8 protein-coding genes are annotated in these 13,068 nt (G+C 39.3%); 1 reads left to right on the forward strand and 7 read right to left on the reverse strand.

Annotated features, from left to right (window positions below; translation table 11 throughout):
* Window positions 1-81: 81 nt before the first annotated feature.
* The 7 genes from JJN14_RS05480 to JJN14_RS05510 all read right to left on the reverse strand — a co-directional run bounded on the left by JJN14_RS05480 (window position 82) and on the right by JJN14_RS05510 (window position 10,027).
* Window positions 82-942: a methionyl aminopeptidase gene (locus tag JJN14_RS05480; protein WP_201058072.1), complete on the reverse strand. Its 861-nt coding sequence runs from the start codon at window positions 940-942 to the stop codon at window positions 82-84.
* A gap of 15 nt (window positions 943-957) precedes the next feature.
* Window positions 958-2,235, reverse strand: coding sequence for a CBS-HotDog domain-containing transcription factor SpxR (gene spxR / locus JJN14_RS05485; protein WP_201058073.1), 1,278 nt, complete (start codon window positions 2,233-2,235; stop codon window positions 958-960).
* Window positions 2,228-2,779: a GNAT family N-acetyltransferase gene (locus tag JJN14_RS05490; protein WP_201058074.1), complete on the reverse strand. Its 552-nt coding sequence runs from the start codon at window positions 2,777-2,779 to the stop codon at window positions 2,228-2,230. The genes spxR and JJN14_RS05490 overlap by 8 nt, the downstream gene beginning before the upstream one ends.
* A 15-nt stretch (window positions 2,780-2,794) precedes the next feature.
* Window positions 2,795-4,054 (reverse strand): UDP-N-acetylglucosamine 1-carboxyvinyltransferase, encoded by a 1,260-nt coding sequence (locus JJN14_RS05495; protein ID WP_201058075.1) that lies wholly within the window; start codon window positions 4,052-4,054, stop codon window positions 2,795-2,797.
* A gap of 218 nt (window positions 4,055-4,272) precedes the next feature.
* A complete protein-coding gene (pyk, locus tag JJN14_RS05500) occupies window positions 4,273-5,778 on the reverse strand; it encodes a pyruvate kinase (RefSeq protein ID WP_120770140.1) in 1,506 nt (501 codons plus the stop codon).
* Window positions 5,779-5,836: 58 nt separating this feature from the next.
* Window positions 5,837-6,844 carry a 6-phosphofructokinase gene (gene pfkA, locus JJN14_RS05505; protein ID WP_000820863.1) on the reverse strand — a complete coding sequence of 336 codons (1,008 nt, stop codon included), beginning with the start codon at window positions 6,842-6,844 and terminating at the stop codon, window positions 5,837-5,839.
* Between the two features lie 81 nt (window positions 6,845-6,925).
* On the reverse strand, window positions 6,926-10,027 hold the full coding sequence (locus JJN14_RS05510) for a DNA polymerase III subunit alpha (protein WP_201058076.1): 3,102 nt from the start codon (window positions 10,025-10,027) through the stop codon (window positions 6,926-6,928).
* A gap of 289 nt (window positions 10,028-10,316) precedes the next feature.
* Between JJN14_RS05510 and JJN14_RS05515 the strand changes: the two genes are divergently transcribed.
* Window positions 10,317-12,605: a Xaa-Pro dipeptidyl-peptidase gene (locus JJN14_RS05515; RefSeq protein ID WP_201058077.1), complete on the forward strand. Its 2,289-nt coding sequence runs from the start codon at window positions 10,317-10,319 to the stop codon at window positions 12,603-12,605.
* Window positions 12,606-13,068 lie beyond the last annotated feature (463 nt).

The raw sequence follows: 13,068 nt of genomic DNA on the forward strand, positions 1-13,068 counted from the left end.
AATACAATGCGTTTATTTTATATGAAAAGATCTACTGAAATTTTTATCAAAATCAACATCCAGCAGCCTTTTCACTTTTTATTAATAAGTTCCTTCTTCACCTTGGCTAGTCAAGATTACCGGACCATCCTTAGTAATGACAAATTGGTGTTCATATTGGCATGACAGTCCACCGTCAATGGTCTTATGCGCCCAGCCAGTTTTCATATCTGTATCAATTTCCCAGTCACCTGTATTGATCATTGGTTCAATGGTCAATACCATTCCTTCACGGAGACGAAGCCCACGACCAGCAATACCATAGTTAGGAACCATTGGTTCTTCGTGCATAGTTGGGCCAACACCATGACCAACCAAATCACGCACTACACCATAACCACGACTTTCAGCGTATTCTTGAATGGCTGCACCAATATCACCAATACGGTTCCCAACAACAGCTTGCTCAATGCCCTTATACATGGCTTCTTTAGTTACATTCATCAAGTTTTTCACTTCTTCGGATGGTGTACCTACAGCATAAGCCCAACAAGAATCTGCTAGACCACCAGAATAGCTCTGAGTGTATTTTTTCATTTGCTCAACATTGTTGAAGTTTAATTTTGAGATATTCAAATCCGATTTAGCAATTGGACCTCCCAAAACCATATCAACTTTGAGCAAATCACCATCTTTCAAGATATAGTGACGAGGGAAAGCATGAGCCACTTCATCGTTAAGAGAACAACAGGTAGCATAAGGATAGTCCATCATGGCACCATCAACCCCAATCTGAAGTGGAAGGAAATTTTCTTCCTTACAACGACGGCGAACATACTCTTCTACTTCCCACATATCTACGCCAGGCTTAATCAAATCACGTAAGCCGATATGAATACTTGCTAGAAAATCACCAGCCTTGTCCATAGCTTCGATTTCACGAGCTGATTTTAATGTTATCATTTTTTCTCCTAGTTTCTAATTAATTTTAACGGTTACATTAGCTTTTGAAACAATTTGATGACCATGATAAATATCGTAGTCAATAATAGCTGACCGTCTCGTATGATGGATAATCCGTGCTTGAATGCGCAGTATATCATCAATCTGAACAGCCTGCAAAAAGTAGATCAGCATCTGCTCGATAATGAGATTGCGCCCGCTATTCACAACTAAATCTTGTGTCATGTGAGTCAGAATTTCAGATAATACACCATTAGCCAAAACACCATTTTTTTCAAGCATAAAGGGCTCAACTGTAATGACGACTTCATCATGGTGATAAGAAAGTTTTTGACCAATCTGCTCAGAAAATGTTGGTAGAGCCGAAACTTGGGAACGACTCATCTTCTCCATGACATCTCGTCGTGTCACAACTCCAAGCAAGGTTTGATTATTCCGAACAACTGGTACCATTTCAAAGTCTTCTGCAATCATCCGTTGACTCACATTGGCAATATTTGTCGATAATCCAACCAAAAATAGACTACGAGACATGACCTTGTCAATTGTAGTACTTGGTGACTTATCACCAGCGTCTCTCATGGTTACAACACCAATAACAACCTGATGTTGATTGATAACAGGGAAACGGCTGCTACGATTCTTACGCACCAAGTCCAAATAATCTTTGACTGTGTCTGTTTCCCTCAGAAAACCATACTCATGACTCGGACGGTAAAGTTTCTCAACTGTCAAAATATCAGTCTTGATTTGTACATTTGACAGGGCTTTATTGATCATGGTCGCGACAGTGAACGTGTCATGCTTACTTCTCAGAACTGGAATTCCTTTTTGATTGGCCAGTTTAATCACATCATCATGAACCTGAAATCCACCTGTAACCAGAACTGCATTTTCATTTTCCAGAGCTAGTAATTGGATACGAGTACGGTCTCCGACAATCAAGAGCCCCCCATCGTGAAGGTATGACAAGATATTTTGTTCAGTCATGGCACCAATTGAAAACTTACTAAATTCTCTCTCTAAACCTTCTTGCCCAGCCAAAACCTCAGAAGACGTCACTTCTGCAATTTCAGCAAATGTTAATCTTTCGATAGCAACTTTCTGAGATTTAACACGAATAGTACCACTTCTAGGACGAGTCTCCACAATTCCACGGTTTTCAGCTTCCTTGATAGCCCGATAGGCCGTTCCATCACTGACTCCTAGATGGTTGGAAATGCTACGAACACTGACTCTTTTACCGACAGCTAATTCCTCCAAATAGCTTAGAATTTCCTGATGCTTACTCATTGAATTCTCCTTTTAAATACCGAAATTCAAGATAATCCCGCATTTTTCTTGTATAGCGATCACTTCCTTTAAACTGACGAATCAATCGAAATCCAGACTTAAGAGCAACCCGTTGGCTAGCTTCATTTTCAAGATGAGTAATGATGGATAATTGTTTTAAACCAAATTCCTCAAAAGAAAGTTGGCAAAATTTTCTTACAACTTCTGTCATAAAGCCTTGGGACCAAGCATCTTTTCTCAAAAAATAACCAAGTTCTGCTTCTTTTTTAATTTCATCTAGCTTCTCAAACTTAATTGAACCAATCATTTTTTCACTTTTCTTGTCACAAATAGCCCATACTCCTAAAGGAGCCTTCATAAAATAATTGGCCAGTGCATATTGACTCTCTTCCAAACTAGCTTGACTTGGAAAAATGAATTGTAAGTTTTCTGGATTTGAAGCTATCTCATGGAAGTCCTGACTATCACTAAAAAAGAAAGGACGCAAATACAAGCGATCCGTTTCAAAGATAGAAAACATTGCTAATTTGGTCCAAATATTCATAAACACCTCTACGGTTTATTCTTCAACTAATGAAATATCTGCTCCTAGATTACGTAGTTTTTCAATAATATCTGAATAACCACGTAAGATGAACTCAATATTTGTAATTTCAGTTTTACCTTCAGCCATTAAACCAGCAATGACAAGTGCGGCCCCAGCTCTAAGGTCAGTAGCTTTTACATTTGCACCACGTAAACTACGGCCACCAGTATATAAAATATGGTCGTTTGTAGTCGTAATATCCGCGTCCATCTTTGCTAGTTCAAAAACATGGTTTACACGTTTTTCATAAATGGTATCAATAATGGTACCACGCCCTTCTGCTGTTAACAAGAGAGGAGTAATTGGTTGCTGTAAGTCAGTAGCAAAACCTGGATAAGGAGCTGTCTTAATATTGATTGCTTTCAAATTAGACTGTTCCTCGACAAAAATACTGTCCTCCGATACAGTCATTCGAACTCCCATTTCTTCCAACTTAGCGATGAATCCTTCTAAGTGTTCGTATAATACATTATTGATACGAATTCCCTTACCGACTGCAGCAGCTAAGGAAATATATGTTCCCGCTTCAATACGGTCTGGAATCACCTGATGACGCGTTCCATGTAATCTGTCAACACCATCAATAATGATGATATTGGTTCCTGCACCACGGATATGGGCACCCATATTATTCAAGAGAGTGGCAACATCAATAATCTCAGGTTCTCGGGCTGCATTTTCAATAATAGTACGACCATTTGCTTTAACCGCAGCAATCATTGTATTAATCGTCGCACCTACACTAACCGTATCCATGTAAATACTTGCACCATGAAGTCCCACATCTTTAGCAGATAACTTCATATTATCTCCCTCGTAGCTAACAGTAGCTCCCATTGCTTCAAAAGCCTTAAGATGTAAGTCAATAGGACGTGGTCCCAAATCACATCCTCCAGGTAAACCAACTGTAGCTTCCCCAAAGCGACCTAAAAGACTTCCATAAAAATAATAAGATGCACGAAGACTATTGATTTTCCCATAAGGCATTGGAATATTTTGAACACCTCTTGGATCAATCTCTAACACATCGTCATAACGCTTAACGGTAGCGCCCATCAATTCCATAATTTCGACAAGACTTGCCACATCCGAAATATCTGGAACACAATCCAAAGTCACAACATCATCTGCCAAGATAATAGCTGGAATCAAAGCTACAACACTATTTTTTGCACCACTAATGGTAATCTCACCTTGCAGGGGCAAGCCACCATTGATAACAATTTTTCTCATTTTAAATTTTTAATACTCTTTCAAAATTTCTAAAAAGGTCCTACGTTAAAGTATACCATAATTTCACCTTTTTTTCCATCATTTTCAATTATATTAGCTGAATCGTATTTGTATTAACTGGCCTTTTTTAAAAAGTTTTGCCCCTTTTTGCCCCCTGACACAAAAAAGCCCATCATATAGGCTAGAAAGCTTGATATGATAGGCTCTTTTTATTTTAATTAACGTACTGTACGGATACGCATTGTGTTTGTACGAACAGCTTCTCCAACTGGTACACCAGCTACGATAACGATATCGTCACCAGATTGTACAAGACCTGCTTCAACTGCTTTACGTTCAGCGATTTCGAACATATCGTCAGTTGATGATGGAGCATCTGTCAACATTGGGATAACACCCCAGTTCAACATCAATCCACGTTCTGTCAATTCGTCGAATGTCAATGCCAAGATGTCAGCATTTGGACGGTATTTAGAAATCAAACGTGCAGTATGACCTGTCTTAGTAAGAGTTACAACCAATTTAATGTCCATTGAGTTAGTAGCATCTTTAACAGCTGAAGCCATTACTTCTGTCTTAGAGTTACGTTCGAATGAATCTGAGTTCAGACGTCCGTATTCGTTAAGAAGAGTTTGAGCGTTCTTGTCAATTGTAGCCATTGTAGTTACTGACTCAAGTGGGTATTTACCGTTTGCAGACTCACCTGAAAGCATTGTAGCGTCAGTTCCGTCGATAACAGCGTTAAATACGTCTGATACTTCTGAACGAGTTGCACGTGGTTTTTCAGTCATTGTTTCAAGCATGTTTGTTGCAGTGATAACAACTTTACCTGCAGCATTAACTTTCTTGATGATCATTTTTTGGTAAACTGGAACCATTTCGAATGGTACTTCAATACCCATGTCACCACGAGCAATCATGATACCATCAGCAGCTTCGATGATTTCATCCAAGTTATCGATACCTTGTTGGTTTTCGATTTTAGCGAACAATTGAACGTGTCCGTTTCCAGTTTCTTTACAGATTGCACGAACTTCGTTCACGTCTTTTGCAGTACGTACGAATGAAATCGCGATGAAGTTAATTCCTTGTTCAAGACCAAAGCGGATATCGTCGTTATCACGTTCAGCAAGAGCTGGGAAAGGAATTTTAGTGTTAGGGATGTTAACACCTTTTTGTTTAGCAATTACGCCATCGTTTTCAACTTCAACTTCAAATTCACGAGTTGCATCATCTTTAGCAACCACACGAAGACCAAGTTTACCATCGTCAACCAAAACTTGACGACCAACTTCAACATCATCATAGATATCAAGAGCGCCAGCAACGTTCAATGCAATCACTTCACGAGTTGATTTGATTCCTTGTTTAGTCGCAACACGGATTTTTTCACCAGTTGTGTAAGAGTACTCTTTTGCATCTCCTTCAAACAATTCAGTACGGATTTCTGGTCCTTTTGTATCAAGAAGGAAACCAACTTTTTTACCTGCAAGTTTTTCTGCAAGTTTAACAGTTGCCATACGGTCACCTTGTTCTTGGTGGTCACCGTGTGAGAAGTTGAAACGGAATGTGTTAGCACCAGCTTCAATCAATTTAGCAATGTTTTTAGCTGAAGCTTCAACATCAAGTTTTTCACCCCAGTATCCGTCATCACCAAATTTTTTACCACCACGGATTTCTACCGCAGGTCCCAAAGTTGCAACGATTTTTACACGTTTATTCATGATTTTTGTGACTCCTTTATATATATGACCTTTTTGGTCTTATTAACTAAATTATAAATTATGACAAGCTCTTATTCAAGCTAGATAGCTCAAGGTCAGCCTTGTGTGGGTTGTTAACCACAATCTTACCATCTGCAGTAAGGCTAAACAATGCTCCTTCTTCTGCAGTTCCAAGAATTGGGTTTTCAACCATTTTCTCGTTACGGATACCAACCGCAACACCACCGATACCTTCTTTAAGAAGTTTAACAGCATGTGCACCCATACGTGATGCCAAAACACGGTCACGCGCAGTTGGAGAACCACCACGTTGAATATGTCCAAGTTCTGTCACACGAAGGTCGCTTGTATCCCCAGCTTCTTTTAGTTTTTGACCAAATTCAGCTGCAGACATCACACCTTCTGCCAAGACGATGATGTTGTGTTTTTTACCACACTCATAACCACATTTAATGCTTTCAACGATATCTTCAATCTTGAATCCTTCTTCAGGAATGATGATTTCATCAGCACCAGTTGCAATACCAGCCCAAAGAGCGATATCACCAGCGTTACGTCCCATAACTTCGATAACAAAAGTACGACGGTGACTTGATGACGTATCACGAATCTTATCGATAGCGTCCATAGCAGTCGTAACCGCTGTGTCAAAACCGATTGTAAAGTCAGTACCAACGATATCGTTATCGATTGTACCTGGAAGACCGATAGCTGGGAAGCCATGCTCAGTCAAACGCATAGCACCGTGGTAAGATCCGTCACCACCGATAACAACTACACCTTCAATCCCGTGTTTTTTCAATTGCTCAATCCCTTTAAGTTGCCCTTCAAGTTGAGCGAACTCTGGGTAGCGAGCTGAGTGAAGGAAAGTACCACCACGAGAAATGATGTCTCCTACTGAAGCCGCATCTAGGGGATGAATTTCACCAGCAACCATACCAGCATATCCATCATAGATACCAAATACTTCCATTCCTTCTGAAATTGCTTGACGAACAACTGCACGGATGGCAGCGTTCATACCAGGGGCGTCTCCACCACTAGTCAAAACAGCAATACGTTTCATATTGGTTATGCTCCTTTTTCTTTTAACATTCTTACTGATTATATCACATTTAATTGGAAAATTCTTCTATTTTCCGTAATTTTAGCGATAAATCGTTTTCATAACGATTCCAGCTAATTTCGCTTCTAATTCAGTTGATTTAGCTACAAAATGATGGGGAGAAACAATCGTTCTCTGTTCCTCTTCATACCTGATGATGACTGGGATTGGGCCTTTATATTGATCTAAAATTCTCGAAATTTCTTGATCTGAATCATGATTTTTCATCTGAATCCAAAAGCGCTCAGCAACTGCTTCTCTTATTTCTTGTGCAATCATTTGCAGACGACCGTCACGTGACTGGACTTTCCCTTTAATATAGTAGAAGGTTCCTTCTCTTACTTCCTGACCAACCTGTCGATATAAATCTGAAAAAAGTGTAACATCCAATTTTTTCTTACTGTCATCTACCTGTAAGAAGGCCATATTTTCACCCTTTTTGGTACGAATTACTTTTATCTTCTGAACCTCAACCAAGATAATAGCATAGCTATTTTCTGACAAATTACTAATAGGAGTAATCGGATAAATAGCCTTACTTGCAATAGCTTGTAGAGGATGTTTGCTGACGCCTACTCCTAGAAGCTCTTGTTCCATGTAGAATTTTTCTTGCTCCGTCCAGTCCTCCGAATCTTGCCAACTATAAATGCTCTCTCCAAATAAGCTTCCTAACACTTTCACAAATTCAAATAGATTAGCTAAATTATTGAATACTTTTTTACGATTTTTTTCAAATGAATCGAAAAGACCAACTTTTACCAAAGGTTCTAGCAGAGGAAGTTTCAGATAATTCTCAGGTAGTTTAGCTAAAAAATCTTCAATATTAGAATAAGGTCTATGTTCAATAATCCAAAGCGCCAAATCCTTGCTGAGCCCCTTAATCGATTTCAAACCTAGATAGATAGACTTGTTGGCAATTTTATCGTGATAAGGAATAGTATTAATGGACAATGGGGCTACTTCAAAACCTGCTTCTAAGGCATCTGTTACATAATCACTGTTGGCAGAATTCAACATAATCTGATAAAAGATGGCTGGATAATGCGTTTTGAAATAGGCCAACTGGAAGGCCAAGGCTGAGTAGGCATAGGCGTGAGATCGGTTAAAACCATAACCTGCAAACTTCTCCATAACATCAAAAACCTGCTCTGCTTTTTCCACAGTATGACCAGCTTCTATGGAGCCTTGAATAAAGGAATCCCTCATCTCATGCATGGCAGAGGCATCCTTTTTACCCATAGCTCGACGCAAAATATCGGCCTTCCCAAGATTAAATCCAGCAAATCGCTGAGCAACCTGCATAACCTGCTCCTGATAGAGCATAATGCCATAAGTTGGAGCCAAAATATCCTCCAGAGCTGGATCGAGAACAGTCACTTCTTCCTGCCCATGTTTTCTTGCCACAAAATTATTGATATAATCACTAGCACCTGGTCTATTTAGGGAAGTAGTTGCTACGACATCTTCAAAACAGACTGGTTGCACACGTTTGAGCAAGCGAATAGCACCAGGTTGTTCAAATTGAAAGATACCTTTTGTATTGCCAGATGCAAAAAGAGATAGAGTTTCTTTGTCTTCCAAATCTATTTCTTCAATTTTAAGGTGAATACCTTCTGTTTCAGCAAGCAACTCTTGCATTTTCTGAACAAAGGTCAAATTTCGTAGCCCCAGAAAATCCATCTTTAAAAGTCCACTAGATTCAACACCATGAGCATCATACTGAGTCAGTGGAATTTCATCACCATGCTTTAGAGGAATGTAGTTGGTCAAATCTTGGTCACTGATCACAACACCAGCCGCATGGACAGAGGTTTGTCTTGGGTAGCCCTCAATCTTGCAGGCAATTTCAAAGGCTTTTTGGTATTCTAACTTACTATTGATTTGTTGACGAAACTGGAGATTCCCCTCATAGGCCGACTTGAGATTGTCCCGAAAACTGATTTTCTTAGTAATTGCAGATAATTCATACTCGGGCACACCAAAGCGTTTCAATACATCTCGAAGAGCTTGCTTAGCCCCAAAGGTAGAAAAAGTAACGATTTGAGCCGCATGTTTACTACCATATTTATTACCAACATATCTGATAAAATCTGGACGATAAATATCTGGAATATCAATATCAATATCAGGCATGGTATAGCGTTCACGATTGAGGAAACGTTCAAAAATCAGATTTTTCTCTACTGGGTCAATCCCTGTAATGTCTAAAGCATAGGAAACCAAGCTACCAACTGCAGAACCCCGTCCCATTCCCATATAATAGCCATTCGAACGTCCGAAACGCAACAAATCCCAAACAACCAAGAAATAATCATCAAAGCCCATATCATGAATAACAGCCAATTCTTGGTCTAGACGGTCTTGATATTCTTTACCAGTTAACCCCTTCTGAGCAAGCCCCAGTTCAGCTCGTTCTCTCAACTCTTCTACGGCTGGTCTAGCTGGATTAAAACGAGGCAGTTTCAAACTAGTATCCAAATCATAAGAAATGCCTGAAATAAGCTTTTCTAAATTGTCCAAAGCTTGAGGAAAACGTTCTTGGAATAGTTTCTCTAAAGAACTTGCTGATATAAGAACATCTTGTCGTGAGCGCAAAGGAACTTCTCTGAGCGGTAGATTTTCTTTAATCGCTGTTAATACTTGAAGAACTTCTCTATCCTTACTTTCAAATGCATTGACCCGATACAATGGTAAAATAGGATGGTGAAATTCGCTGGCCAGTGTTTCTGGGTAAACCCCTATATAGTAATCACAGCCTAGATTTAACAACTCAAGTTCTTCAAAATAAGGAGCAATTACCGCAATATCCTCTAGATACTGAGATAGAACTGACCAACTTTTCTCCCCCTGCATCTTGGCTGTTGAAAGCTTCATCAACTGCTGATAGCCCACATTAGATAGAGCTAAAAAGCGCAGATTCACATCCTTGTCATCTACAAGCACATTCATTTCAAGTCCTAATAAAGGATGAATGCCGTATTTTTTTGTAACCTCTAGAAAGTTGAAAGCTCCATAAAGATTGTCAATATCCATCATAGCCAGATGAGTGTAGCCGAATTCTTTAGCTGCTCTCACATACTTGTCGATTGAAATGACACTCTCCATAAAACTATAGACTGTTTTTGTATCTAGTTGTGCGATCAATTTACACTTCTCCTCTATCGTTCTCACTATATTATACCATTTTCTTAAAATTTCTATTACTATTACTGATGCTTTAATATCTAATAGCTCAAATCATAGTTAATTAGACAATCCTTGCCTGATTTACAACAGCACCACTAATATTTTTGTATTTAAGCTTATCATTTCACATGTTTATTTTATAAATACTTATTTTTATTTATTATAGTTTCTATTAATTTTTATAGTATCTTTTCTCTCTATTTTTTGATATAATAACCTTAATATATTTCATAAGTAGGAGGCTTTTATGCGTTTTAATCAATTCAGCTATTTTGCGCTACCTAGAGATACAATTATCTTTGAATTAAAAAAGTATGGATTTGATTTACCAGTCAACATCACAAATAAAAAAATGCTTGAAGCGTTTCTTATTCGTTTCTTTTTTAATTACAAAGATAGCTCCTATCCCCTATCCAGTTTAGCAGTTGATAAGGAAACTGACTTATTGACATTTTTTCAATCAGATAAAGAGTTGACTGCTGATATTTTCTATACTGTGGCTTTTCAACTTTTAGGTTTTTCTTACTTGGTTGACTTTGAAGACAGTGATGTTTTTCGTAAAGAGACTGGTTTTCCCATTGTATATGGTGACTTGATTGAAAATTTCTATCAGTTACTCAATACTCGCACCAAAAAGGGAAATACTCTTATCGACCAACTTGTCAGTGACGGCCTGATTCCTGAGGATAATGACTATCACTACTTTAACGGCAAGAGTTTGGCTACCTTTTCTAGCCATGATGCCATTCGCGAAGTCGTTTACGTTGAGACTCGTGTCGATACTGACCGAAAAGGGCTTCCAGACTTAGTCAAGGTCAGCATTATTCGTCCTCGTTATGATGGAAAAATCCCTGCTATCATGACAGCCAGCCCCTACCATCAGGGAACCAATGACAAGGCTAGTGATAAGGCTCTCTACAAGATGGAGGGTGAGCTTGAGGTCAAACCTGCTCACAAGATTGAGCTTAAAGAACCTCAACTAAATCTCGTCCAACCTCAAGGTCAAGCTGAGCTTGTGTCAGAAGCTGAGGAAAAGCTAACGCACATCAACGCTAGCTATACTCTCAACGACTACTTCCTTCCACGAGGCTTTGCCAATCTCTATGTGTCAGGTGTTGGAACCAAAGATTCTACAGGTTTCATGACTAATGGAGACTACCAGCAAATCGAAGCTTATAAAAATGTCATCGATTGGCTTAATGGTCGTTGTCGTGCCTTCACCGACCACACGCACCAGCGTCAAGTTAAGGCTGACTGGTCAAACGGAAAAGTAGCCACAACTGGACTTTCCTATCTAGGTACCATGTCCAATGGTCTTGCGACTACAGGTGTAGATGGTTTAGAGGTTATCATTTCCGAGGCTGGTATTTCTTCGTGGTACAACTACTACCGTGAAAACGGTCTGGTAACTAGCCCAGGTGGATATCCAGGGGAGGACTTTGACTCCCTTGCTGAGTTAACCTATTCTCGTAATCTCTTGGCTGGTGACTATATTCGTGGGAACGAAGCTCACCAAGCTGACTTAGAAAAAGTAAAAGAGCAACTGGATCGCAAGTCTGGCGACTACACTCAGTTTTGGCATGACCGTAATTATCTACTCAATGCCCATAAGGTAAAAGCAGAGGTTGTCTTTACCCATGGGTCTCAGGATTGGAATGTCAAACCACTTCATGTTTACCAGATGTTCCATGCCCTTCCTGCTTATATAAATAAGCACCTCTTTTTCCATAATGGTGCACATGTTTACATGAACAACTGGCAGTCCATTGACTTCCGTGAATCCATGAATGCTTTATTGACTAAGAAATTACTGGGACAGGAAACGGATTACCAACTTCCTACTGTTATCTGGCAGGACAATACTGCTCCTCAGACTTGGTTATCTCTTGATAACTTTGGTGAGCAAGAACACTTTGAAACCTTCTCACTTGGGCAAGAAGAGCAAGTTATTCAAAACCAGTATCCAGATAAGGATTTTGAGCGCTATGGCAAGACCTACCAGACCTTCAATACAGAACTTTATCAAGGGAAAGTCAATCAGATTACTATTGACCTTCCTGTAACTAAAGACATTCACTTGAACGGTCGAGCTCAACTCAATCTTCGTATCAAATCCAGCTCAAACAAGGGTTTATTATCAGCCCAACTGCTAGAATTTGGACAAAAGAAATACCTACAACCTTATCCAGCTGTTTTAAGTGCTAGAACCATTGACAACGGTCGCTATCACATGCTGGAAAATCTCTGTGAATTGCCATTTAGTGCAACCACACAACGAGTAGTGACAAAAGGCTACCTTAATTTACAAAATAGAAATGATTTACTGTTAGTAGAGGATATTAAAGCAGATGAATGGATGGATATCCAGTTTGAACTGCAACCAACTATTTACAAGCTAAAAGAAGGAGATACTCTCCGTTTAGTCCTTTATACTACTGACTTTGAAATCACCATACGTGACAACACCGCTTACCACCTGACTGTTGATCTTGAACAGTCTACTCTTATCCTACCTTGTCAAAAGGTAGAATACTAGACTGTTCAATATGGAAGATTTCCACTTGAACAGTCAAACTACACATAAACTTGGTATCAAATCCAATCCTAGTCTAGGCCTATGATATGTTTAAAACTGGATTTTGGAAAAAAGATACTATTCAACCCTAACCAACATGTGTACTCATTAATAATACTCGCTACCACACTACATGTTGGAAAATCTCTGTGAATTAACATTAATCGTAAATTCACAAGAAGTCGTGACAAAAGGCTACCCAAATTGAAGGATTTACTGTTAGTAGAGGACACCAATGTAGATAAACGGATAGATAGCCAATTCATCTCCACCCAACTAGCGAAGAGGTAAAGTAAGGAGATTCTCTCCGCTTCTTCCTATTCTACTGACTTTCAAATCTTCATACGTGACAATACCGCTTACCACCCGACTGACGATATCGTTCAGTCCACGCTTTCTGTACCTGGTACAAGGAGTAACATTT

This window comes from Streptococcus mitis, from assembly GCF_016658865.1.
Taxonomy (GTDB): Bacteria; Bacillota; Bacilli; order Lactobacillales; family Streptococcaceae; genus Streptococcus; species Streptococcus mitis_BT.

Coding starts and splice junctions, on each gene's coding strand:
- JJN14_RS05495 (WP_201058075.1), bottom strand. CDS start 4,054: ATGAGAAAAATTGTTATCAATGGTGGCTTGCCCCTGCAAGGTGAGATT.
- JJN14_RS05490 (WP_201058074.1), bottom strand. CDS start 2,779: ATGAATATTTGGACCAAATTAGCAATGTTTTCTATCTTTGAAACGGAT.
- spxR (WP_201058073.1), bottom strand. CDS start 2,235: ATGAGTAAGCATCAGGAAATTCTAAGCTATTTGGAGGAATTAGCTGTC.
- pfkA (WP_000820863.1), bottom strand. CDS start 6,844: ATGAAACGTATTGCTGTTTTGACTAGTGGTGGAGACGCCCCTGGTATG.
- JJN14_RS05480 (WP_201058072.1), bottom strand. CDS start 942: ATGATAACATTAAAATCAGCTCGTGAAATCGAAGCTATGGACAAGGCT.
- JJN14_RS05515 (WP_201058077.1), top strand. CDS start 10,317: ATGCGTTTTAATCAATTCAGCTATTTTGCGCTACCTAGAGATACAATT.
- pyk (WP_120770140.1), bottom strand. CDS start 5,778: ATGAATAAACGTGTAAAAATCGTTGCAACTTTGGGACCTGCGGTAGAA.